Below are 24,278 nucleotides of genomic sequence, written 5' to 3'. Positions count from 1 at the left end.
CCGTGAATGTCAGGGTCACTATTGCGCAGGCTGATCACGGCCGCCGCCGCGGGAGCCGTGGTCGCCACGAGCGTTGCCGCCGCGCCCGCCCACGCCGCCGCGGTTCCGCACATCCGGGACGGCCAGACCGTGCCGGTCTACTCCTACGAGAACGCCGTCCGCGAGAGCGTCTACGTCCAGACCTCGCTCGACAACGACCAGGACGGCGTCCCCGACAAGGTCGCCGTCGACATCACGCGGCCCCGGGAAGCGGCCGACCGCCGCCTCAAGGTGCCGGTCATCCTCGAGGCCTCGCCCTACTACTCGTGCTGCGGGCGCGGTAACGAGAGCGAACTCAAGACGTACGACGCCAACGGCGTGATCGCCAAGCAGCCGCTCTTCTACGACAACTACTTCGTGCCCCGCGGGTACGCGTTCGTCTCCGCCGATCTGGCCGGCACCAACCGCTCGACCGGGTGCATGGATGTCGGCGGCCGCGAAGAGGTTCTCAGCGCCAAAGCCGTCGTCGACTGGCTGAACGGGCGCGCCGTGGCCACGTACGGGGACGGAAGCCCGGCCGTCGCCACCGGCTGGACCAACGGCAAAACCGGCATGATCGGGAAGTCGTGGGACGGCTCGGTGGCCAACGGTGTCGCCGCGACCGGGGTGCGCGGGCTCGAGACGATCGTGCCCATCTCCGCCATCTCCAGCTGGTACGACTACCAGCGCTACAACGGCGTCCTGCGCAGCACCGACTACCCGGAATACCTGCACCGCGTGGTGAACGGGCGGCCCGCCGGAGTGTGCGACACCGTCGTGAAGCAGCTCGACGAGGGCAGCGACGACGCGACCGGCAACTACAACGCCTACTGGGCCGAGCGCGACTTCCGGCCCGACGCGTCCAAGGTGCGGGCCAGCGTGTTCATCGCCCACGGCATCAACGACACCAACGTGACGACGACCCAGTTCGCGCAGTGGTGGAGCCGGCTCGACGTCCCCAAGAAGATCTGGCTGGCCCAGCAGGGTCACGTCGACCCGTTCGACATCCGCCGCGCGGCCTGGGTCGACGAGTTGCACCGCTGGTTCGACCGCTGGCTGCAGGGCCTGCGCAACGGCATCGAGCGCGAGCCCCGGGCGTCGATCGAGACCGCACCCGGCACCTGGGTCGACGAGCCGGCCTGGCCTGCCGCTTCCGCGCGCTCGACGCGAATCACGCTCGGCAACGGCGACGGCACGACGGGCACGATCAACAGCAGGATCAACGGCGGTTCCCGTACGTGGTCAGACGCCCCCGATCTCGAAGAAGCCACCGCCGTAGCGAACCCCAATACGGCGGTCCCGGGCCGGGTCGCGTTCCTCTCGGCGCCGCTGACTTCCCCCGTACGGATCTCCGGAACTCCCACGGTCACCCTGCGCGTGCAGGTCGACAAGCCGACCACCGAGCTCACCGCACGGCTGGTCGACTACGGCAGCGCGACCCGCGTCAACTACCTGGCCCGCGGCGAGGGCATCACCACGCTCGCCACGGAGTCGTGCTGGGGCGAGTCCACCACGGCCGACGACGCCTGTTACCGCGACACCGCCGAAAACGTGGTGACCAGCGACCACGCGATCCTGACCCGCGGCTGGCAGGACGCCGCCCACCACGTGTCGCTGCGCCGGGTAACGCCGCTGCAGCCGGGCCGCTGGTATTCGATCACCGTTCCGCTGCAGGCCACCGACCAGCGCCTGGCCACCGGCCACGTGCTCGGCCTGATCGTGCAGGCAAGCGACAACGAGTACTCGACCCCACAGTCGACCGGCGCCACGATCCGGCTCGACCTGCGCGGCAGTTCGCTGTCGCTGCCCTTGGCCGGCCGCCTGCCGATCGCGGGCGCCACCGCTCCGGCCGTCCCGACCGCCCCGGCACCGGCCGCCTTGTCCCCGCCGGCCCCGAAGCGGTTCCAGCCCCTGCTCCCCTGACCCGTCACCCCGGGGCGCGCACCCAGCGCCCCGGGGCCCAGGGCGTCAGCAGGCGACCTGGGCGTAGGCCGGGCGCCCGGCCGACCGGCAGCCGAGCCACGTCTCGGTGAAACCGTTGTTGCTGACCACCCACACATCGGTGGCAGACGAGTACCGGAGGCCGACGATCCGCTGCGAACCCAGGTACGGGTAAGTCGTCAGGTTGAAGGTGGCCCCGGACTGCACGTAGCTGAAACCCGTCTGGCGCTGCACCGGCCACCCGGTCAGGCTCGGGATGTAACTGGTCTTCCAGCCGGAGCCACCACTGTTGAACTTCCAGATCATCGACGGCATGAACTGGTCGCCCGGGTGGAACCAGACCTGCGTCGAGGCGGCCTGCGCGGCCGACGGCACGGCGATCAGCGCGGCGGCGACAGCAGCGGCAGTGGCGACGGCAAGACGGGTGAGGCGCATGACGGGCTCCCTGATTTCGCGCCCGCCGTCACCGTGGCGGCGGGTCGCAGGTAGGAGCAAGCGGGCCGGCGGAAAGTTCCCGGGTCACCCGTTCGGGGGTTCGGCATGCACGGCGACGCTGTCCAGAACCTCTTTCCACGCCTGCTCGTCCGGCGCCGAAACCAGTTTCGCCTCCAGCGCCACCAGATAGCGGTGATGCGCCGGCCAGCCGTAGGCGTACCGCCAGTGGATACCCCCGGGACAGGACCATTCCCCCTGTACGCCGGTCAGTCCGAGCCGGGGCAGGTGAAACGCCCCGCTGCCGGCCGCGGTGCAGCCGTTGGGGCCGAAGTACTGCCGCATGAACTCGGGACTGAACTTCCCCTGCCGCACCACCTTGGACGACACGCCCGCGAAGACGCCCGGCACGGCCGCCGCGGTGAACCAGTCGGATACGTTCGGCGAGGCGTTCAGTCCCGGCCCCACGTTGACGTTGCCGTAGAACGGGCTCTGCCCCGGATGCCAGCCGTTGCCCCACCGCTGACTCCACGCGGCGGGCACCCGGATCGAGATCGCCCGGGTGTCGTCGAAGACTTCCTCATAGCGGATCACGGGAGCCGACGAGCTCGCCGGCGCGGCAGCCGGCGCCGCCGCGGGCCGCTCGGCGCGCGGCCACGCCACCAGCACGGCCGCCAGCGAGCCGACCAGAACCACCAACCCGGCCGCGACCAAGGGCACAAGACGCCGGCGACGGACCGGCCCGGCCTGCCGGTCGGCAGCCACCGCGCTGTCCAGATCCGCGAGCCACTGCCCGGCCGACGCCGGTCGGCGCGCCGGCACCGGATCGAGCCCGGCCAGCAGCAGCCCCCGCACAGCCGGCCCGACCTGCCCCGCCCGCCGACCAGCGCCGGAGTTGCCGTCGCGACCGCCTCGCCACGCGCTGGCCCCGCGCTTGGCACTGCTCCACCTACCCTGGCCGGCGCGCTCGCCCCTGCTCTTTACCGGGCTCCCATTCCGAACGCCGTCCCCGCTACTTCCAGCGCTCGCGCCACGCCCATTCCCCGCGACATCGGTGCGACCGATCACCGGCTCGGCATCAGCACGACCAGCCACCGGCCCGGCGTCGTCATGACCAGTCACCGGCGCGGCGTCGGAGCCAGCACGACCAGCCACTCGCCCGGCATCGGCGTCAGGACGACCACTCGCCAGCCCGGCGTCGTCACGATCAGTCACCGGCTCGGCGTCGTCACGACCAGTCACCGGCTCGGCGTCGAGCAGGGCGTCGAGCGACGCCGCGAGCGACCCCACCGACGGCGGCCGCCCGGTCAGGATGCGGGTCAGCAGCGCGGTGCAGGCGTACACGTCAGCTCGTTCGTCGACCGCGGCCCCGGCGTCGGACTGCTCGGGCGCCATGTACCCCGGCGTCCCCACCGGCAGGCTCAGCGCGGTGCCACCCAGGCTCAGGTCCTTGGCCAGTCCCAGGTCGCCCAGCACCAGCCGCTCGTCGGCGGCCAGCAGCGGCGCGGCGTCATTCACCGCGGCGTCGCCGGGGTCGCTGAAGATCAGCACATTGCCCGGCTTGACGTCGCGGTGCACCACCCCGGCCTCGTGCACCCGCCGCAGCGCCAGCGCGACCGCCCGCGCCACCGCGAACGCCGCCTCCGGCGGAATCGGACGCCCGGCCGCGGCGAGCCGGTCCTCGAGCGTGCCCCGGTCCGCGTACGGCATCACGAAGTAGGGTCGCCCGTGCGGCGTCTGGCCGATGTCGTGCACGCTGACCAGGCGTTCGCCCCCGATCCGGCGCAGCAGGCGGGCCTCGTTGAGGAAGCGCTCGCGCACGTCGGGGTCGAGCGCCCACCGCTCGGCCAGCACCTTGATCGCCACCGGCGACTCGAGATCTTCGTCGACGGCCAGGAACACGTCGGCGAAAGCGCCGCTCCCGAGCCGGCGGATCATGCGATAACGGCCGATGAATTCGGTCTCCGGCATAAGGCCCCTCAGACGATGTGTATAGCATTTTCCCATGGCCCCGGAATTCGAGCGATCACCCGGACGATTACCGGAATCGCACGACGATCTTCAGGAAATCGCGGTGCGGGCGGCCGCCGGATCCCGTCGCGATCTGCAGGAACTGCTCCGCGAGGTGCACACCCGGCGGCTGGCCCACCGCGGCGCCCGGCGGGTGCTGGCCGACGCGGCCGACGTCGAGGACGCGGCTCAGGAGACGCTGATCGCCGTCGCCCGGGGCATCCACACGTTCGCGGGACGTGCGCGTTTCACCTCGTGGCTGTACCGGATCGCGGGCAACGCGGCCCTTGAGGTGCTGCGCCGCAAGACCCGGGGCGGCACCCCGACCGACGAGCCGCCCGAGCCTGTCCCGACCGGCGGCACCTTCCGGCGGATGAGCTCGGTCGCGGCCACCCGGCTCGATGTCGAGAATGCGATGCGCCGCCTCCCCGACGAATATCGCGAGGCGCTGAAACTGCGCGAGTTCGACCAACGTTCGTACGAGGAAATAGCCGAATTGATGAATCTGCCGATCGGCACGGTCCGTTCCCGGATCTCGCGCGCCCGCCGCCTGCTCGGTGTATATCTGAACATCATTCCCGGTCCGGGCATTTGATCATCCGGCGCGTTTCCGCCCGCAAAACCAAAAACGCCCGGGCCGAGCCGAGGACGGCCGCGCGGCCGTCATGTGACCCAGATCGCGCGATCTTGATTTGACTTGAAGTGGGGTTGAGGTTCTAACTTAGGTAAGCCTAATTGTCACCGAGAGCAGGAGACACCCTTTCATGGATCGCCCCCTGCGGGTCGCCGTCATCGGCGCGGGCCCGGCCGGCATCTACGCGGCCGACATTCTCACCAAGGCCGCCCCGAACGCCACCGTTGACATCCTCGATCGGCTCCCGACTCCCTACGGTCTCATCCGGTACGGCGTCGCGCCCGACCACCCCCGCATCAAAGAGATCATCACGGCGCTGCACCACGTGCTGGAGAGCCCGCGGATCCGCTTCATCGGCAACGTCGACTACGGCGTCGACGTCAAGCCCGAGGAGCTCGACCGCTTCTACGACGCCACGATCATCGCGACCGGCGCCGACAAGGACCGCGAGCTCGACATCCCGGGCATCGACCTGCCCGGCAGCTTCGGTGGCGCCGACTTCGTCTCCTGGTACGACGGCCACCCCGACGTCCCGCGCGAGTGGCCCCTGACCGCGACCAAGGTGGCCGTGCTGGGCGCCGGCAACGTCGCCGCCGACGTGGCCCGCGTGCTCGCCAAGACCGCCGACGAGCTGCTCGTGACCGAGATCCCGGACAACGTCTACCAGGGCCTGCGGCAGAGCCCGGTCACCGACGTGCACGTGTTCTCGCGGCGCGGTCCGGGCCAGATCAAGATCACGCCGATGGAGCTGCGCGAGCTCGACGAGTCGCCCAACGTCGAGGTGATCGTGCACCCCGAGGGCATGGAGTTCGACGAGGGCAGCCTCGAGCTGATCCGGTCCAAGCGCTCGGTCAAGATGTGCGTCGACATCCTGCAGAACTGGTGCGCCCGCGATCCCCGCGACAAGCAGCGCCGCCTGCACCTGCACTTCCTGCAGGCCCCGGTCGAGATCCAGGGCGACGTCGAGACCGGCGTGACCGGCCTGCGCACCGAGACGCAGGAGCTGACCGGCGACGGCTGGGTGCGCGGCACCGGCGAGTTCATCGACTGGGACGTGCAGGCGGTCTACCGCGCGATCGGCTACCTCAGCAAGCCGATCGCCGACCTGCCGTTCGACCCGGCCACCGGCACGATCCCGCACGAGGCGGGCCGCGTGCTCGACCTGGACGGCGAGCGGGTCCCCGGCCTGTACGCCACCGGCTGGATCAAGCGGGGTCCGGTCGGCCTGATCGGGCACACCAAGAAGGACGCCGCCGAGACGGTGGCCAGCCTGCTGGCCGACGTCGACCAGCTGCGGCCGGCCGAGTCGGACGACGTGCTCGGCCACCTCGACCGGCGCGGCGTCGGCTACACCACCTGGGACGGCTGGAAGCGGCTGGACGCGCACGAGATCGAGCTCGGCACCCCGCACGGCCGCAAGCGCGTCAAGGTGGTCCCGCGCCACGAGATGATCGAGATCAGCCGCCGCGCGTAAGCGTCACGGGCGAGGTTCCAGGACGACCACCACTGCTTCTGTGGTGCGCAGGGCGGCGTACGCGTCAAGCTTCTTGTCGTACGTCTTCCAGCCGTCCCAGAGCCTCGCCCGTTCCTCGCCCGAGGCCGCCCGGGCCCGCACCGGCCGGCGGTCGCCGCCCAGTTCGACCGTCGCGTCGGGTTGGTCCCGCAGGTTGAGCCACCACGCCGGGTGCCCCTCGCCCCAGCCGTTCATCGACATCAGCACCAGGTCGGGCCCGTCCTCGTAGTAGGCCAGGAGCACCGACCGGGGCTGCCCGCTGCGCCGCCCTACCGTGGTCAGCCGAAGCGTGCCGTATTTCGCCGCCCGGGGCCGCCCGAGCCCCAGACGACCGCCGGAAATCTTGTAGATCGCGCGATGAGTCGACCACGCCGCGCGGACGACCCAGCGCGGCGGCACCCTGACCTCGGCCATGCCATCGACGGTAGCCAGCGCTCACAAGCGCACACGGCCCGCCGATGGGATGGATGTGCTGATCGCCCAGTACGCGATCTACGCCGCGGCAGTAGCGGCGATCGCCGCCTTCGGGAACGCCGAGGCCTTCGCCGGTCCGGCCATGCTCTGGTTCGACCTCGTCATGGTCTTCTTCGGCGTCCGCGCCTGCCGGCACCCCGGGCTCGACGGGCCGACCCGCCGCTTCGCCCGGGTGCTGGTCGCCGCGCTCGTGCTGACCCTCGTCATCACGCTGACCTTCATCGCTACCGGCACCAGGGCGTTCCCGCAGATCGGCGACGCCCTGCACCTGATCATCACGATCGTCCTGTTCGTGGCGCTGATGCTGCTGCCGGTACGGGCGGCCACCACCCGCGAGCGCCTCAAGACCCTGCTCGACGCGGGCATCGTGGCCGCCGGTGCCTCGATGGCGCTCTGGTACTTCGTGATCGGGCCCGCGCTGGAGCGTCACCACCGGTCGTGGCCGCTCATCCTGGCCGCCGCCTGCTATCCGGTGGTCGACCTGCTCGTGCTGTTCGGCTTCGCCCGCGTGCTGCTGCGCGGCACCCGGCAGATCGGCCGCCGCACGCTCGCCATGCTCGGCGCCTCGGTGCTGGCCCTGTTCACCGGCGACATCTACCTCGGCTACCAGCAGGCGCACGTCGCCGTCGTCCAGCGCTCGACGTTCGCGTTCCTGTGCTGGCTCACCACGCACTTCCTGCTCGCCTGCGGGGCGATCGAACTGTGGCGCCAGGCCGCGCACCCGCCCCGGGAACCGACACGCTGCGACGAGGGGCGGCGGGGAAACTCCCGTACGTCGGGGTGGCCGTCGGCTATCTCCTGCTGACCATCGCGGCCGTACGGGAAAAGGACGCCTTCCCGTGGGACGGCCTGGTGCTCGGCGGCATCGGCATCACCACGCTGGTCGTGCTGCGCCAGGCGCTGGCCCAGACCGAGATCACCGAAGCGGCCGAGACGGACGCTCTGACCGGGCTGGCCAACCGGGCCCGCCTGCACGACGAACTGGCCCGCTCGCTGCGCCGGGCCGCGCGCGGCGGGCAGAGCCTGGCCGTGCTGCTGCTCGACCTGAACGGCTTCAAACAGGTCAACGACACCCTGGGCCACCAGGCGGGCGACGACCTGCTGATCGCCGTGGCCCACGCCATGCGCCGGACCGTGCGCCACGACGACCTGGTCGGCCGGCTCGGCGGCGACGAGTTCGCGGTGATCGTGCGCTCGGTCTCGGACGAGGCGGGCGCGCTCGCCGTGGCGCAGCGGCTGGACGAGGCGATCGCGGGCCCGTTCGTCATCGGCAACCGTCCGGTGAGCGCGTCGGCCAGCATCGGCGTCGCGGTCAGCGAGCCCGGCTCCCTCGACCTCGACGAGCTGCTGCACCGGGCCGACCTGGCCATGTACGCCCGCAAGCGGGACGGCCGGGCGGCCGACGAGGGCTGCCCGACCTGCGGCTGCAACAAACCTGCACACTCAACGTATTGACGTTGATGCATATCCGGTGGGACATTGCCTGGGCTGGGTGCCGGCGCGGGCTCCCGTCGGCACCCAGCTGCCCGAACACGCCGCTAGCCGTAACGAAACCTCGCTAGCCTGCGAAGGTGGAGGGCAGCTGCGCCGGCTGGCGGGGGCACATCATCGTCTGCGGGCTCGACGACGTCGGCCTGCGGACGGTCGAGCAGCTGCACCTGGCCGGCGTCCGCATCGTGGTGGTCGAGGACGACGCCGACGCCCGGCTCGTCCGGGTCGTCCGCGGCTGGGGTGTCCCGGTCGTGGTCGGGAGTCCCCGGCTGGTCGAGACGCTGGGCGAGGCCGGTCTGCCCGGGGCGGTGGCGGTCATCTGCGTGCTCGGCGACGACCTGCACACCATCGAGGCCGCCCTGCTCACCCGCGAGAACCGGCCCGACATCCGGATCGTCGTGCAGCTGCGCAACGCCGCGGTCGGCCGGGCCCTGTCGGCGCTGTCGATCTCGGTGCTCGACGTGGCCGGCCTGTCCACGCCGTCGCTGGTCGAGGCCTGCCTGCGCACCGGCACCCACGAACTCGACCTGGACGGCACCCGGTTCGTCGCCGCCCAGACCGTCGCCGACTTCACCGGCCCGCTGCGTTCCCGCTACGGCGCGCTGGCCCCGCTCGCCGTCACCAGCGCGGACGGCCTCGAGATCGAGGTATGCCCCGGCCGCGACCACGTCGTACGCCCGGGCGACGTGGTCACCCTGCTCGGCACCGCGCCCGAGCTCGAGGACGCGGGCCTGAACAGCGACACCACGGTGGCGGCGTCGGCCCGGCCGAACTGGCTGCGCCGCAAACTGCACGTGGCGCAGACCGTGCTGACGGCCGTCGACCGCCGTCTCGCGTACGCCCTCGGCGCCCTGTTCTTCCTGCTCGTCACCGCCATGGTGGTGCTGCGCCTCGGCTACCGCGAACCCGACGGCACCCGGATGACCCTGCTCGACGCGGGCTACTTCGCGGTCGAGACCATCGGCACCGTCGGCTTCGGCGACTTCTACTTCCGCGACCAGCCCTCGTGGCTGCGCGGCTTCGCGATCGCGCTGATGATCCTGGGTGTCCTGCTCGCCACCAGCTTCTACGCCCTGCTCACCAACACCCTGGTCAGCATCCGTCTGCAGGAGGCGATGGGCCGCCGCCGGCTGACCCAGCTGACCGGGCACGTCGTGGTGGCCGGGCTCGGCTCGGTCGGTGTCCGGGTGGTCGAGCGGCTGCACGGCGCCGGCCTCGATGTGGTCGTCATCGAGCACGACGAGAGCTGCCGGTACGCCGACCAGGTGCGCGACCTGGGCATCCCGGTGATCTTCGCGGACGCCACCCTGCCCCGCACCCTCGACCGGGTGCAGCTGGCCGAGGCCCGGGCGGTCGCCGTGCTGACCAGCGACGACCTGGTCAACCTGGAGACCGGCCTGGCCATCCGCGACCAGCTCGGCGAACGGGCCAGCGACGTGCCGGTGGTGCTGCGCCTGTTCGACCGCACACTGGCGGCGACGGTCGAGCGCAACTTCAACCTCGGCCTGGCCCGCTCGACGGCCGCCCTGGCCGCACCCTGGTTCGTCGGCGCGGCGCTCGGTCTCGACGTGATCGCCACGTTCTACGTCAGCTCGCAACTCATGCTGGTCGGCCGCCTCACCGTGGCCCCCGGCGGCGGCCTCGACGGCTTGGCCATGCAAGACCTTTCCGCCCGTACGCGGGTGGTCGCGATCAGCCGTGCCGAGGGCGAACTCGAGCACCCGCCACGCCGCAACACCCGCTTCAGCGCCGGCGACAAGGCCTACCTGATCGGCCCGTACGAGGAACTCCTCCAGGTCCTACGCCGCGACGACCGCACGCAGCCGCTCGGCCACCCGCTCCGGCGTCGTGTCGCTGATCCACGACCCCATGGCTGACTCGACCCCGGCCAGATACTTGAGCTTGCCGGGCGCCCGAAGCACCGAGAACACCTGCAGATGCAGCCGGAAAAGATCCCTTCCTTCCCGTACGGGAGCCTGAAAGACGCCTGAGATGTACGGCAGAGGTTCCGGCCCCTCGTAGTAGCGATCGAGCCGTCCCAGCACGTCGAGATAGAGCACGGCCAGGTCGTCGCGCTCGTCGTCGGTGAGCCCCGGCAGATCGGCCACGTCGCGGTGCGGCGCGATGTGCACCTCGACCGGCCAGCGCGCCGCCGCCGGCACATACGCCGTCCAATGCTCCGACGAGGCCACGATCCGGGTTCCGGCCCGCCGCTCGGCCGCCAGAATCTCCGCGAACAACCTCGGATGCGAGGCGACCCGAGTCAGCATCCGCCGCACCTTGGGCGGCACGAACGGGAACGCGTAGATCTGCCCGTGCGGATGCGGCAGCGTCACCCCGATCTCGCGCCCCCGGTTCTCGAACACGAACACGTGCTCCACGCCCGGCATCCGTCCCAGCGCGGCCGTGCGGTCGGCCCAGGCGTCGATGACGGTCCGCGCCCGCGACGGCGTCAACGATCCGAACGATCCCTCAGCCTCCGACGAGAAACAGACCACTTCCGTACGCCCCGACGCCGGCCGCACGGGCCACATCGGGTCCCCGTCAATCAACTCGAGCGTCCCGGTGGCCCAGGCCGCCAGCTCCCCACCGCCAGTCACGCCCATCGGCGCCGCATCCCGGCCGGCGTTCGCGGCCCGCGGCGAGAAGGCCGGGAAACGGTTCTCGAACACGACGACGTCGTACGCGGCCTCGGCCACCTCGGTCGGCGCACCGCCCGGAACGGTCGGCGCGAGCGGGTCCGCATCGGCGCTGGGCTGATAGGTCCGGTCGTTGCGATGGGCCGCGATCGCGATCCACTCCCCCGTGAGTGGGTCGAGTCGCATCTCCGGCTGCGCCTCGGGCAGCGACAGGTCACGGAGGTCGATCGCCGTCCGCGGCACTTCCAGCGAGGTGTCGTCGAAATAGATGATCTCGCGCCCGTCGGCCATGTACCGCATCGTCTTGCGCACACGGTGCCCGAGCTCATGCCACGTCACCCTTCCCAGCACCCGCACCGCATCGAGCGCGAGCAGTTGCTGCCCATCGGCGGCCAGCAGCCGGTCGCGAGCGCCGGTCGGAAGCGACACGGTCGAGCCAGCCGCCAGCGGCAGCAGATGCAGGGTGAGTTCGGCCCCCGGAAGCCAGCCCGCGTCGCGCAGGTTGACCGTCCAGGCCGAGCCGTCCCAGAAGCGGTCGGTCACCGCCCGCCCGTCGACCCGCAACTGCCCGACGTCCCCGGCCCAGTCGATGCGCAGAACAAGGTCGACGCCCCCTCGCTCAGGCACGGTGAGCCGATAGACCGCCGCCAGCTCGTCGAACGTCTCCGGGCTGGGCGCGGACTGCCGGCCATCGAATTTCCCGTATGCAACCGGCACGGTCCCCACGGCCTCCCGCACCGCAACGACGTCGGCCGCCGCCTCGAAACCACTGCCCCCGGTGCCACCGACTTCGAGGCCGCCAACATCGCCGCCCACCTCGCGGCCGTCGAGTCGCAGTGCCACGAATTCGCCGGTCACCGGTTCATAGACACGCACGTCCGGCACGCCGGTCGAGTGCACGCTGACCCGCCCGTCGCCCCCCCAGCGCAGTTCGTCGTCCGAGAGCAGCAACCGCCGCCGCGGCCCGTCCTCGTCGACCCAGATCGCACCGGCCACCGACGCCGGAAGCACCAGCAGGTCGAACGCTCCGAGCTGAACCGGGACGAGACCAGGCGTCGCGGCGGCAACGACACCGCCGACGGAGTAAGTCACGTCGACGCCCTCGGCCGCGACCAGCACCAGCGTCGGCACCTCACCCGGCAGCACGGTCAGCACCGAGGCGGTGGCCCAGTCGAGCCGCCCACTCCCCACGGCCAGCCGCAGCGGCCAACAAGCAATCGTCCCCGCCGGAATGTCCACCGGCACAGCCGGCACGGTCAGCACCGCCTCGCCGGACGCCCCGACAACCGCTCCAACACCGACACCCGACCCGACACCGACACCTGCATCCGCACCGGCACCCGGCGACGCGTCGCCGGGCGTGTCGGTACCGAGTACCACTTGGAACTGGGCGCCTCGGTAGGTCGCCAGCGGGAAATGGGGCTGATGCCAGGCGAGGAACAGGAAACCGCTGTCCCCGTCGCTGCGGAGCGCGTAGCGCATGGTGGTGCGGTCGTCGACGCCGTGGGGGCGTACGGCGGGAAGGGTTGACGGCATTTCGGCCAGACGATCGCCGAACGCGGCCAGAAAAGCGTGCTGCCGCCGCAGTTCGGCGTGGCTGGCGGCGAGCAGGCCCGACTCGCCGATCGGCGCGTGGAAGTCGTAGCCCAGCGGCGGCATGTCGTTCGGATAGCCGGTCGCGTGGGACTCCTGGGCGTGCGGCGGGTTGGTGCCCCCGGCATACATGTAATAGCCCTGCCAGGCCGACCCGTTGCCGATCTTGCAGTGGGCGATCGTGGCCACATCGAGCGCGGCCGGCCAGGGCCGACGGTGGTAGGCGGTCGCCATGCCGCCGCCGAGTTCGCAGGTGGCCGGTGGGAAGAAAGGAGGGAGGGAGGCCGGATGCGCCGACGCCGGCGTCCGGCGCAGGTCGGCACCGATGCCCGGGTCGTCCCAGACGTGCGAGAAGAAGAAGTGGTCGCGGAACGTCGGGTCCCAGGGCGCGCCCGCGTCCACCCAGAACCCGTCGCCGTACCCGCCGTACAGCGGCAGCACCTCACCGGCCGGCAGGTCGGCGCCGCCCCACGCGGTCGCCGTCCACAGCGGTGCGGTGAGACCGGCCGACCGGGCCAGCCGTTTCAGCGTGACCAGGTGGCCCGGCTGGTCGTAGAGCTCGTTCTCGAGTTGGATCCCGAGCAGCTCAGCCCCCCGAATACGAGAAGCCAGAACAGCAAACCACTCCGACACCAGCTCGAGGTAGGCCGGATCGTCGGTGCGATGCGCGACCGGCGCCGCCTGCACCCAGTCGGGGAAGCCACCGTTCCGGCTCTCGCCGTGGCACCAGGGCCCGATGCGCAGCACCATGTCGAGCCCGGCCGCCCGCACCTCGTCGAGGAACGCGGCCAGGTCGAGGTTGCCGTCGAAGCGGGGCTCGCCACGCCGGCCGACGTGGTGCAGCCAGAACACATAGCTGGCGACGACCGTGATGCCGCCCGCACGCATCTGCCGCAGCCGCTCGGCCCAGCGGTGCCGGGGCACCCGGCTGTAGTGCAGCTCCCCCGACACCGGGATGACCGGCCGGCCGTGACGAACAAGTGCGCGGCTGGTCAGCGCCACCCCCGGTCGTACGTCCTCGTCGTTGCTCATCCGGGGCCGGCGCGGCGGCTCGGACCACGGACGATGCGCGACTGACAGCACGGGGCCTCCTCGAAAACCTGTAACCGGTCACAGCTTCGTGAGCCCGCACGATACAACGACTTAACGGGATGGACGCAAGCCCTTGACAATCGTGGGAGCGCGCACCACTGTAACCGGTCACAGGCCCAATCGGGTGACGCACGTCTCTCCCGCCAAGCGAGGAGTATCGATGAGAAAGACATTCGCCGGGTTGCTGGCCACGGCGCTTCTGATGACGACCGCCGCCTGCAGCGGCGACGACAACGACACCAGCCCGGCCGCCGACCCGAACGAGAAGGTCGCGCTCACCTACTGGAGCTGGGCGCCGAACATGGACAAGGTCGTCGAGGGCTGGAACGCCACCCACCCGAACATCCAGGTCACCGTCAACAAGCAGGACGGCGGAGACCCGGCCGTGGCCAAGCTGCTCACCGCGATCAAGGCGGGCAGCGGCGCCCCCGACGTCATGCAGGCCGAGTACCAGAAGATCCCGACCCTGGTCGCGGCCGACGCGGTGGCCGACATCGCCAAGGAGGCGGGTGACCTCAAAGCCAAGTTCCCCGAATCGGCCTGGAACGCGGTCACCCTCGGCGGCGAGGCCCTCTACGGCGTACCGCAGGACTCCGGCCCGATGATGTTCTTCTACCGTTCCGACATCTTCGACAAGGCCGGCGTGCAGGTGCCGAAGACCTGGGACGAGTACGCGGCGGCGGCCCGCACGATCCATCAGAAGAACCCGAAGCAGTACCTCGGCACGTTCTCGTCCAACGACCCCGGCTGGTTCGCCGGCCTGTCGCAGCAGGCGGGCGCCAGCTGGTGGGGCGTGCAGGGCGAGTCGTGGACGGTCGCCGTCAACGACGCCACCACCAAGAAGGTCGCCGGCTACTGGGGCGGGCTCGTCCAGGAGGGCGTCATCGACAACAAGCCGATGTACACGCCCGAGTGGAACGCCGCCCTCAACGACGGCACCCAGGTCGGCTGGCTCGGCGCGGTGTGGGGCCCGGGCGTGCTCGAAGGAAACGCCGCCTCGACCAAGGGCAAGTGGAAGGCCGCGCTGCTCCCCAACTGGGACGCGCCCGCCAACGGCAACTGGGGTGGCTCGGCCACCAGCGTCACCTCGCAGACCAAGCACAAGGCCCAGGCCGCCGAGTTCGTGAAGTGGCTCAACACCGACCCGGCCGCGCTCAAGGCCCTGGCCGGTACGGCCAACGTCTACCCGGCCGCCAATGACGCCACCAGCGTCGCGCTGACCGCCCCGCCGGCGTTCTTCAGCAACCAGCCCGACTTCTACACGATCGCCGCCGAGGCCGGGAAGATCACCAAGCCGTTCACGTACGGGCCCAACGTCAACGTCGCGTACAGCTCGTACAACGACGCGTTCGGCAAGGCCGCCGAGGGCAGGAAGGCGGCCGATTTCGGGGCCGCGCTCGACACCATCCAGCAGGCCACCGTCAGTGACCTGAAGAACGCCGGATTCACCGTCGCCGGATGAGAACCGGACGCGCACCATACGCCTTCCTGGCCCCGGCATTGGTGTTGTTCGCGGCGTTCCTGGCCGCGCCCATCGTCTACGCCGGCTACCTGAGCCTGCGCCGGGTCAAGGTCAGCGGTCTCGGCCTCGGCGCGGGCGCCCGGACCGAGGTGTGGGCCGGGCTCGGCAACTACGCCCGCTCGCTGACCGATCCGGAGTTCGTGCCGAGTGTGGTGCGCGTGGGGGCGTACGGGCTGATCGTGGTCCCGGTCATGCTCGGCCTGGCCCTGGTCATGGCGTTGCTGCTCGACGCCGGACGGACCCGGGTCGGCACCTTCGCCCGGACCTCGATCTTCCTCCCGTACGCCGTCCCGGCCGTGATCGCCTCACTCCTGTGGGGCTTCCTCTACCTGCCCCGGGTGAGCCCGATCGTCGACGTGCTGGGCGCCGTCGGGATCACCGCTCCCGACGCGCTCAGCTCGAGCTGGGTGCTCTACGCGGTGGCCAACATCGCGATCTGGGGCGGCACCGGCTTCAACATGATCGTGCTCTACACGGCGCTGCGGGCCATCCCGACCGACCTGTTCGAGGCGGCCCGCATCGACGGCGCCTCGGACATCCAGATCGCGCTGCGCATCAAGGTCCCGATCATCGGGCCGTCGCTGGTGATGACGTTCCTGTTCTCGCTCGTCGCCACCCTGCAGGTCTTCGCCGAGCCGATGACGTTGCGGCCGCTCAGCAACACCATCTCGACCACGTGGACCCCGCTCATGAAAGTCTACCGCGACGCTTTCGTCCGCAACGACATCTACTCCGCGGCGGCGACATCGGTGGTCATCGCGGCGGCGACATTCCTTATCTCGTACGGATTCCTCAAGCTCGTCGGCTCGCGAGCGTTCAGTCAGGAGAGGTGAGTCATGGCTGTTGCTGTCCTTCCCGACACGGTGAAACCGGCGCCGGCTGTCATCCGGTCACCGCGGCGCACCAGCCCCACCGCCACCGTGCTCCTGCTGCTCGGGGCCGCGTACTGCCTGCTCCCGGTCCTCTGGGTGGTGATCGCGTCGACCAAGAGTGCGAGCGAACTGTTCAACACGTTCACGTTCCTGCCCAGCACCCACCTGTTCGACAACATCGCCTACCTGACCGAATACCGCGGCGGCCTCTACTGGCGCTGGATGGTCAACTCGGCGCTCTTCGCGGGCGGCGGCGCGGCGGCGTCGACCCTGGTCAGCGCGATGGCCGGCTTCGCCCTGGCCAAGTACGACTTCCGCGGCAAGTCGGTGGTCTTCAACATGGTGCTGGGTGGCGTGCTCATGCCCGCGGTGATCCTGGCCGTGCCGCAATACCTGCTGCTGGCCAAGGTGGGCATGACCAACACCTACTGGGCCGTGCTTCTGCCGAGCTTCATTTCCCCGTACGGGATATATCTGTGCCGGATCTTCGCCGCCGCGACGGTGCCCGACGAGGTGCTCGAAGCGGCCCGGATGGACGGCGCGACCGACTGGCGGGCCTTCGCCCGGGTGGCCCTGCCGATGATGCGCTCCGGGCTGGTCACGGTGTTCCTGTTCCAGTTCGTGGCCATCTGGAACAACTACATGCTGCCGTTCATCATGCTCGGCGACGACAAACTGTTCCCGGTCACCGTGGGTCTGAGCGGCCTGCTCAACCAGGGCGCCACCCAGCCCGCCATGTACACGTCGGTGGTCACCGGCGCCTTCCTGTCGATCATCCCGCTGGTCGTGCTGTTCCTGACCCTGCAACGCTATTGGCGGGTCGACCTCGGTGCCGGCGCGGTGAAGGCATGACTCTTCTTCTCGGGGTGCGCCGCCGGGGGTCCGGCGTGACCGCGTGTCGTCTTTTCGGGGCGCGTGCCGTCGGGGGCCCGGCATGACGTCTATAGTCCCCACCGTGCCAACCCCGTCCGGACCTGGGCGTAAGCGGCCCACCATCCGCGACGTCGCGCGCGAGGCCGGGGTCTCCTACGCCACCGTCTCCCGCGTGCTCAACGGCCGCGACTGGGTCAGCCCCGAGGCCCTCGTTGCGGTCCGTGACGCGATCACGCGTACGGGATACACCGCCAACCCCCACGCCCGCTCCCTGGCCACCGGCAGATCCGGCTCGATCGCCTTCCTGCTCACCGAGCCCCAGCATCTGCTCTTCGAGGACCCCAACTTCTCGGTCCTGCTCCGCGGCGTGGCCCAGGCCCTGTCCGACCGTGAGCTCACCCTGATCCTGATGATCGCGTCGACCCCCGAGGAACGCAGCCGCACGGTCGCCTATCTCTCCGGCGGCCACGTCGACGGCGTCCTGCTGGTCTCCCCGCACTCCGGCGATCCCCTGCTCAGCCAGCTCGTCCGGGCCGAGGTGCCGATCGTCGCGTGCGGCCGGGTCCTCGGCTACGAACAGATCATCAGCTCGGTGATGGCCGACGACCGCAACGGCGGCCGCTCCGCCGTCGACCACCTGATCGCGGCCGGCCGCACCCGCATCGCCACGATCACCGGCCCGCAGGACACCGCCGGCGGCGTCGACCGCCTGCAGGGCTACCACGACGCCCTGATCGCGCACGGTTTCACCATCGAACCGGCCCGGATCGTCCACGGCGACTGGAGCCGCGAATCCGGCGCGGCCGCCATGCACACGCTGCTCGAACAGTCCCCCGACCTGGACGCCGTGTTCGCCGCCTCGGACGCGATGGCGGCCGGCGCGCTCCGCGTCCTGCGCGACGCCGGCCGCGAGGTCCCCACCGACGTACGGGTGGTCGGCTTCGACGACTCCGGCCTGGCCGCCACCACCGAACCCCCGCTGACCACGGTTCGCCATCCCCTCGACCGGGTCAGCGAGGAAATGGTCCGCCTGCTCACCGACGTGATCGCCGGCCGGACCCCGCTCTCCATCACCGTGCCCACGACGCTGGTCGTGCGCGCGTCCTCCCCGGCCTGAGCTTCCCCCTCGGGCATCGCACCACGCTCCACGGCTCCAATCCGGCGTCCCACCGGCGCCGGTCCCCCTTGTCGTGTTCGCGAAGGAGCGCCATGAAACCGTCCCGCTTCGCCGCCGCCGTGATCGCCACCGTCCTGGCTTTCGCAGCGGCCGCGACCCCCGCACACGCCGCCGGCACCCTGACCATGCTCGGCGCCGACGTGTCCTCGCTGCAGCGCACCCTCGACCTGGGAGGCAAGTACTACAACGCCTCCGGCGCCGCCGCCAACCCGTACGACATCCTCAAATCAGCCGGCGTCAACTACGCCCGCCTGCGCATCTGGAACAACCCGGCCAGCGGCTACAACAACAAGGCCAAAGTGCTCCAGCAGGCCAAGGCGATCAAAGCCAAGGGCCTGAAACTCCTGATCGACTTCCACTACTCCGACACGTGGGCCGACCCCGGCAAGCAGTACACCCCCGCGGCCTGGGCCAACCACTCGATCAGCCAGCTCGGCACCGACGTCTACAACTACACGTACGACGTCTGCACCGCCCTCAAGTCACAGGGCACCACACCCGACAGCATCCAGGTCGGCAACGAGATCAACGTAGGCATGCTGTGGCCCAAGGGCCAGGTGGTGAGCAACAACTTCGCACCCCTGGCCACACTGCTGAAGCAGGGCTACAACGCGGTGAAGGCATGCAACAGCGCCACGCAGGTCTGGGTCCACGTGGCCGACGCCGACAGCATGGCCAACATGCGCTGGTTCTACGACGGAATCAAGTCACAGGGCGTGCCCTGGGACGTGACGGCGCTGTCCTACTACTGCATGTGGCACGGCACGCTGGCCAACCTCTACAACGTCATAGCCGACGCCCGTACGCGCTACGGCAAGCCGGTGGTCATCGCCGAGACGGCCTACCAGTTCACAACAGCCGACGCCGACAGCGAGAAGAACTCAATCCCCGGCACCGTGCTGTGCGACAACATCCCGGCCACGTTCGCGGGCCAGGCCCAGCAGTTCACGTGGGTGCAGAACACGGCACGCAACGCGGGCGCGGTAGGCGTCTTCTACTGGGAGCCCACCTGGTACGCCATCAAGGGCAACGGCTGGGACCCGGCCAACATCAACGGCACCGGCGACGGCTGGGACAACATGGCCATCTTCGACTGGAACGGCCGCGTCAACCCGAACATCCGCTGGACGCCCTGACCGGCTGCCCCTCTGAGGACCTGCTCGACGGCCGTGTCCACCAGGCCGTAGAGCAGGTCCGGCGGCGAGGTCAGCTCAAGTCACCGTAGTGGCGCAGCAGGCTGTTGATCTTACGAAGCTTGTCGATCGTGTCCGGTGGCGGCGGATCCGGCTTGAAGTGCATGACGTCATTGCGTATCTGCCGGATCTCGTTCAGCCGCTCGATGAACGCCGGCCGGTCGAGCGGCCAGCCGAACGTCGACCAGGTGGCCGGGTCGTCGAGCACCCGCTGGTAGTCGCCCATGGATAGTTGCGTGAACGACCGGACCGGGTGACCGCACAAGGCGGCAACCTGGTCCAGTCCCAGGTTGCGGGCTATCACCTTCCGCAGGCTCCGGTCGAGCTCACCGATCTGGAAGAACGGCATGGCCATCTCGCCGTACGCCTGCACGACGTCGGTCGTCGTCACGATCCCGGCCACGACGTTCTCCTGGTCCCGGACGAACACGAAGCCGGTGCGCTGCAGCTCGGGAAGAACATCGATCAGCTCTTTGTCATAGCGAACGGCGACGACGTCCGGCTCGATGGCATCGGACAGCGTGGCGTCCGCGTTCGCATGCCGTGCGTGGGCGATCGAGCGCCACGTCACCGCTCCCCGCAGATTTCGTGGACCGTTCAGGACCGCCAGCTGCGAGAAGTCGTTGAGCAGCATCTTGGTGAGTGCTTCGTCGAACGAGGCGTTCGGGGTTACGAACTTCAGACCGCTGAGCGCCGAGGCGAGGTTGCCGACAGTCAGACCCACGGGATCCGCATCGGCGTCGCCTTCTTCGCCCGCCGCGGAGCCCGCACCGGAGGGTTCGGCCGGCGTCTCCGGGGCGTCGGCGACCGACACGATCAGGCGCACCGTCGCGTCCAGCGTGACCTTCCGAAAGCTGGGTGACGTCACCAGGCCGTGGTTGGCCAGGTCGGCCTCGATCCGGCTGATCTGGTCACCACGGTCCTTGGCGCCCCACAAGGACAACAGTTCCCGCACGGAGAACTCCTCGGGGTGATGCTCCTCCGCACGCTTGCGAGCCTCTCGGAGGCGCTCGTGCACACGGAGATCGAGTCTCTCGTCCTGGCTGGTCGTGGCGCTGGCCGCCGCCCGGTCCAGCAGTTCCTGCCGCAGCACGTCGAGCGGACGCCCGATCTCGACAACGGTCCAGGCGAGCCAGCCGTCCACCGCACGCATCCCGGCCGCTACCGCCGCGGCCCGCGACGGTGCGGGGAACTCCTGACCATCGGGCAGAAGCCGGACCCGGCCGGTCGCCGTGATCTCGGCGTGGTGAGTCGTACCGACCCGCTGACGCCGGAACCGGAGCTTCGCGCCCGGTTTCAGCAGCCCTGCCTCGAGCAGGTCGCGAATCTGCACCCGGCGCCCGCCGAGCAGGTACATGGAGCGACCTTCGTCCGCCATGCGATCCCTACCCCTGTTGCAGGGCAGCGTGTTTGCTGCGGCTGCCGAAAACGATGGTCAGTATTTTCTTGACGATGTCGTCCTTGCGGCCGGTCTGCGGGACCTTGAGGTATTTGGCGAGTGCTTTGACGTCGACAAGCTTGAGGTGCAGCTCGCTCAACAGCGCGGTGCCCTGATCCAAGGTCTCGCATCCGCGGAGCCGCGCAGCCACCGCCTCGGCATCGAATGACGTGTCCGCCGAGAGTCGATCGGCCGTCGGCCGCCGGGCCACCGGCGTTCGCCGCGACGCAGGCGGGGCGATGTTCGGCGGCTCTTCCTGTAGCGGCACGACGGGCGCAGCCGGAGTCCGGCCGTTTTCCGCGACGTCGGCAACCACCAGGGCAGCCCGTCCCTCGGCGAGTGCCACGAGCCGGTCGAGAGTCAGGTCGGCGAGGAACGTGGCGATTCGCGCCTGGATACGGATGAGGAGAAGCAGATCCTTCATCGCGCCTTCCCGCCGATGCCGTCGAGGATCTCCGTCGCCAGCTTTCGGAACTCGACGACGACGTCATCGGTGACCGGAGCGCGCAGGACCGCTGGAACCCCACTTTCACCGGCGTCGCCGAAGTATTTCGGACTGTCCCGCATGGTGCCGCCCAGGACATCCATATTGGCATTCACGCGGACGTCCTCCATGTAGTACTGCTGCGTAGCAATAGGCTTCCCGGCGTAAATCTTGACCATAGTGAACACCACGCCCAGGAAACGCGTCTCGATCGTCTCGTTCACGTTGTCGCGCTGACCGTGAGTTACATAGTCGTTGTACTCGGCCACCAGATCATGACAATTTCCGTCCAGATAGCTGATGCCGAGGGTGGAGAGGTAGTCAGCTTTGGCCGGGACCAGGACGTGGTCGCTCGCAACGATTGCGGTCTTGGTGATGAGACCGAAATTGGGTGCGCAGTCGATCAGGACCAGATCGTATTCCTGGAAGGACTCGTGCCGAAGCGCACGGGCGAGGCAACCGTGCAGCTCCAGGAACTTACGCTTGGACTCGCCGAGCGTGGTTCCGCCGCCCAGCCGAGCCGCGAGCCGGAGATCCATGTCGATGAGCTTGAGGTGCGAGGAGATCAGGTCCAGCTTGCCGCCGGTCCCGTCCAACTGCTCGTTGACGATCGGCGGCGAGACGATCAGCTCGTGCAGCCCGACGTCACGGCCGGGCGAGTCACCTTCGTACCAGCGCATGATGGTCGTGTCCTTGCGCAACTCCTCACGCCACTGCGCCACGCTGTAGAACGAGAACGTCAGATTCGCCTGCGGGTCGAGGTCGATGAGCAGAACCTTGTGCCCGCGATTGGCGATCTCGGCACCGAGGTTGGCCGTCAGCGTCGTCTTACCCACGCCGCCCTTGTAATTCATGACAGCGATGACCTTCATGCTGATCCCTTCGTGGCCGACGCCGGACACGGTGACGATAACCGTCGAAACAGGGACCTGAAATTGCTGTCGCGTACGAGACATCAACCCTTCGTGCGATTTCTCGAGCGTCACACGAGATCATCGGCGCCGGGCTCGATCACCGGCATCATCGTTGATCAGGAAATTCGAACGGACGTGCGATCTCTTCCTGCAAGAGACCCGACCTCGCACCATTTCACGAAATGCGGTACGGGTCCATCCCGGACGTCCGGCCAATGATTTCGGTATCTTCGGCGCGTTGATTCCGGGTACCGGGATCCCGGTACCCGCCGGGAGCCGGATCGACCCGCCATGGAGGCGAGCACCGCCGTGAGTCCTCGGCCGAGCCGGGCGCGGGCGCGCAGATGTGAGGCGGTCTACCTGCCCAAACCCTCACGGTAGCGCCGACGGTTCGGGCATGATGACGGAATCCGGGTTTTCCCCCGGCCGGGCCGGGCAAAAAGGATCTCCTGGAGGCACCTCGGGGTGCCTCCACAGTGTTGGTACTCACGGCATAATCGGCCTGGTCAGGGTGCTCTACTTAGTGAGACACCGAGCACCGAGGGAGTGGTAATGCAGCGGCATCGGGTGGCAGTCATCGGCGCCGGCTTCGGGGGTCTGTTCGCGATCCGGGCGCTCCGCAACGCCAACGTCGACATCACGCTCATCAACGGCACGGCTTACCACCTGTTCCAGCCCCTTCTCTACCAGGTGGCGACCGGCGTCCTGTCCGAGGGCGAGATCGCCCCGCCCATCCGTGAGGTTCTCAAGGGCCAGGACAACGTCGACGTCAAGCTGGGCTGGGCTCGCAGCGTCGACACCGAGCGCAAGATTGTCGACGTCGCCGGGCCGGGCATCGACTACACCGTTGAGTACGACTCGCTGATCGTCGCCGCGGGGGCGTCGCAGTCGTATTTCGGGAATGACCACTTCAACGACTATGCGCCGGGCATGAAGAGCATCGACGACGCGCTCGAGTTGCGGGCCAAGATCTTCGGTGCGTTCGAGATCGCCGACCTGCAGACCGATCCGGAGGCGCAGGAGCGCTGGCTGACCTTCGTGGTGGTCGGGGCCGGGCCGACCGGGGTCGAGATGGCCGGTCAGATCGCCGAGCTGGCGCACCGCAACCTGGTGGGGCAGTACAAGCACATCGACCCGAGCAAGGCCCGCATCATCCTGATCGACGCCGTGGGCGCGGTGCTGAACACGTTCGGCGACCACTTGTCGACCCGGGCGTTGCGCCAGCTGCACCTGATGGGTGTCGAGGTCGAGTTGAACACCAAGGTGGTCGACGTCGACCTGACCGGCATCGAGGTCGAGTCGGAGCGTGGTCACCAGCGCATCCCGTCGATGACCAAGGTGTGGGCGGCGGGCGTGCAGGCGCCGCCGTTGTCGAAGCAGATCGCCGAGTCGGCGGGGGCCGAGACCGACCGCGCGGGCCGGGTGCTGGTGCAGCCGGACCTGACTGTGCCGGGTCACCCCGAGATCTTCGTGCTGGGCGACATGATGCACCTGAAGGGTGCGGACGGTAATCCGTTGCCGGGGGTCGCGCAGGTCGCCATCCAGGGCGGCCGGTACGCGGCCGATGTGATCAAGCGCCGGCTGCGCCACAAGGAGGCGCCGGAGCCGTTCAAGTATTTCGACAAGGGCAGCATGGCCACGATTTCGCGGTTCTCTGCGGTGGCCAGCGTCGGCAAGCTGCGGCTTTCGGGGTTCTTCGCCTGGGTGATGTGGCTGGCGGTGCACGTGGTCTACCTGGTCGGGTTCAAGAACAGGTTCACGACGGTGCTGCACTGGGCGGTCAGTTTCCTCGGCCGGGGCCGGTCCGAGCGGGTGGCGACCGAGCAGCAGGCATTTGCACGGCGGGCCATGAAGGATTACGGCGACCCGTTCCGGCGGGTGCGCGAGGCCGAAGAGGCGGACGCGGCCACGGCGGCGGCGTCGAACGAGACGCAGCCGGAAAAGGTCAGCGTCAGCAACTGACGGCTC

Annotated in this window: 19 protein-coding genes; 12 read left to right on the top strand and 7 right to left on the bottom strand. The window is 69.4% G+C overall.

All coding sequences use genetic code 11. The annotated features are described in order from the left end of the window. Window positions 1-6 precede the first annotated feature (6 nt). The gene (locus KOI35_RS33335) at window positions 7-1,941 is read left to right on the top strand and encodes a Xaa-Pro dipeptidyl-peptidase (RefSeq protein ID WP_215792668.1); all 1,935 of its coding nucleotides are present in this window, start codon (window positions 7-9) and stop codon (window positions 1,939-1,941) included. Between the two features lie 45 nt (window positions 1,942-1,986). Here KOI35_RS33335 and KOI35_RS33330 read toward each other — a convergent pair whose 3' ends face one another. Beyond that, on the bottom strand, window positions 1,987-2,394 hold the full coding sequence (locus KOI35_RS33330) for a hypothetical protein (RefSeq protein ID WP_215792667.1): 408 nt from the start codon (window positions 2,392-2,394) through the stop codon (window positions 1,987-1,989). An 84-nt stretch (window positions 2,395-2,478) separates the two neighbouring features. Beyond that, window positions 2,479-4,362: a protein kinase domain-containing protein gene (locus KOI35_RS48560; RefSeq protein WP_215792666.1), complete on the bottom strand. Its 1,884-nt coding sequence runs from the start codon at window positions 4,360-4,362 to the stop codon at window positions 2,479-2,481. Window positions 4,363-4,396: 34 nt separating this feature from the next. On the opposite strand from KOI35_RS48560, the gene KOI35_RS33320 reads away from it, so the two are divergent. Together KOI35_RS33320 and KOI35_RS33315 are read left to right on the top strand one after the other, a co-directional pair. Next, complete coding sequence (locus KOI35_RS33320; protein WP_215792665.1) at window positions 4,397-4,996, top strand: RNA polymerase sigma factor; 600 nt, start codon at window positions 4,397-4,399, stop codon at window positions 4,994-4,996. A gap of 169 nt (window positions 4,997-5,165) precedes the next feature. Beyond that, entirely contained in the window at window positions 5,166-6,509 is a 1,344-nt protein-coding gene (locus KOI35_RS33315; RefSeq protein WP_215792664.1) for an FAD-dependent oxidoreductase, read from the top strand. Between the two features lie 3 nt (window positions 6,510-6,512). On the opposite strand, the gene KOI35_RS33310 is transcribed toward KOI35_RS33315, so the two are convergent. Beyond that, complete coding sequence (locus tag KOI35_RS33310) at window positions 6,513-6,962, bottom strand: nitroreductase/quinone reductase family protein (RefSeq protein WP_215792663.1); 450 nt, start codon at window positions 6,960-6,962, stop codon at window positions 6,513-6,515. Window positions 6,963-7,011: 49 nt separating this feature from the next. On the opposite strand from KOI35_RS33310, the gene KOI35_RS33305 reads away from it, so the two are divergent. The 3 genes from KOI35_RS33305 (at window position 7,012) to KOI35_RS49110 (ending at window position 10,390) form a co-directional block, all read left to right on the top strand. Next, a complete protein-coding gene (locus tag KOI35_RS33305; protein ID WP_215792662.1) occupies window positions 7,012-7,827 on the top strand; it encodes a hypothetical protein in 816 nt (271 codons plus the stop codon). Next, a complete protein-coding gene (locus KOI35_RS33300; protein ID WP_215792661.1) occupies window positions 7,803-8,477 on the top strand; it encodes a GGDEF domain-containing protein in 675 nt (224 codons plus the stop codon). Before KOI35_RS33305 ends, KOI35_RS33300 begins: the two co-directional genes overlap by 25 nt. Window positions 8,478-8,593: 116 nt before the next feature. Then, complete coding sequence (locus KOI35_RS49110; RefSeq protein ID WP_215792660.1) at window positions 8,594-10,390, top strand: NAD-binding protein; 1,797 nt, start codon at window positions 8,594-8,596, stop codon at window positions 10,388-10,390. On the opposite strand, the gene galT is transcribed toward KOI35_RS49110, so the two are convergent. Further along, window positions 10,313-13,828: a galactose-1-phosphate uridylyltransferase gene (gene galT, locus KOI35_RS49105; protein ID WP_308121254.1), complete on the bottom strand. Its 3,516-nt coding sequence runs from the start codon at window positions 13,826-13,828 to the stop codon at window positions 10,313-10,315. The genes KOI35_RS49110 and galT overlap by 78 nt on opposite strands. 169 nt (window positions 13,829-13,997) lie before the next feature. Here galT and KOI35_RS33285 point away from each other — a divergent pair, with 169 nt between their 5' ends. The 5 genes from KOI35_RS33285 (at window position 13,998) to KOI35_RS33265 (ending at window position 19,417) form a co-directional block, all read left to right on the top strand. Continuing rightward, window positions 13,998-15,299: an ABC transporter substrate-binding protein gene (locus KOI35_RS33285; protein WP_215792659.1), complete on the top strand. Its 1,302-nt coding sequence runs from the start codon at window positions 13,998-14,000 to the stop codon at window positions 15,297-15,299. Continuing rightward, complete coding sequence (locus KOI35_RS33280) at window positions 15,296-16,192, top strand: carbohydrate ABC transporter permease (RefSeq protein WP_215792658.1); 897 nt, start codon at window positions 15,296-15,298, stop codon at window positions 16,190-16,192. The genes KOI35_RS33285 and KOI35_RS33280 overlap by 4 nt, the downstream gene beginning before the upstream one ends. A gap of 3 nt (window positions 16,193-16,195) precedes the next feature. After that, window positions 16,196-17,083 carry a carbohydrate ABC transporter permease gene (locus tag KOI35_RS33275; protein WP_215792657.1) on the top strand — a complete coding sequence of 296 codons (888 nt, stop codon included), beginning with the start codon at window positions 16,196-16,198 and terminating at the stop codon, window positions 17,081-17,083. Window positions 17,084-17,186: 103 nt separating this feature from the next. Beyond that, window positions 17,187-18,221 carry a LacI family DNA-binding transcriptional regulator gene (locus KOI35_RS33270; RefSeq protein ID WP_308121253.1) on the top strand — a complete coding sequence of 345 codons (1,035 nt, stop codon included), beginning with the start codon at window positions 17,187-17,189 and terminating at the stop codon, window positions 18,219-18,221. A 92-nt stretch (window positions 18,222-18,313) separates the two neighbouring features. Beyond that, window positions 18,314-19,417: a glycoside hydrolase family 53 protein gene (locus tag KOI35_RS33265; RefSeq protein WP_215792655.1), complete on the top strand. Its 1,104-nt coding sequence runs from the start codon at window positions 18,314-18,316 to the stop codon at window positions 19,415-19,417. Between the two features lie 70 nt (window positions 19,418-19,487). On the opposite strand, the gene KOI35_RS33260 is transcribed toward KOI35_RS33265, so the two are convergent. Genes KOI35_RS33260 through KOI35_RS33250 form a run of 3 tightly spaced genes read right to left on the bottom strand, consistent with a single transcriptional unit; the run spans window position 19,488 to window position 22,382 of the window. After that, on the bottom strand, window positions 19,488-20,831 hold the full coding sequence (locus tag KOI35_RS33260) for a restriction system modified-DNA reader domain-containing protein (protein WP_215792654.1): 1,344 nt from the start codon (window positions 20,829-20,831) through the stop codon (window positions 19,488-19,490). Between the two features lie 28 nt (window positions 20,832-20,859). After that, window positions 20,860-21,336, bottom strand: a complete 477-nt coding sequence (locus tag KOI35_RS33255; RefSeq protein ID WP_215792653.1) for a hypothetical protein — start codon at window positions 21,334-21,336, stop codon at window positions 20,860-20,862. Beyond that, window positions 21,333-22,382, bottom strand: coding sequence for a ParA family protein (locus KOI35_RS33250; RefSeq protein ID WP_215792652.1), 1,050 nt, complete (start codon window positions 22,380-22,382; stop codon window positions 21,333-21,335). The genes KOI35_RS33255 and KOI35_RS33250 overlap by 4 nt, the downstream gene beginning before the upstream one ends. Before the next feature lie 480 nt (window positions 22,383-22,862). Between KOI35_RS33250 and KOI35_RS33245 the strand changes: the two genes are divergently transcribed. Further along, window positions 22,863-24,272 carry an NAD(P)/FAD-dependent oxidoreductase gene (locus KOI35_RS33245; RefSeq protein ID WP_215792651.1) on the top strand — a complete coding sequence of 470 codons (1,410 nt, stop codon included), beginning with the start codon at window positions 22,863-22,865 and terminating at the stop codon, window positions 24,270-24,272. Window positions 24,273-24,278: the final 6 nt, after the last annotated feature.

It is taken from the genome of Paractinoplanes bogorensis, from assembly GCF_018829635.1.
Classification (GTDB): domain Bacteria; phylum Actinomycetota; class Actinomycetes; order Mycobacteriales; family Micromonosporaceae; genus Actinoplanes; species Actinoplanes bogorensis.
The sequence above is the reverse complement of the archived record's forward strand: the minus strand, read 5'-3'. Positions and strand labels throughout refer to the sequence as shown.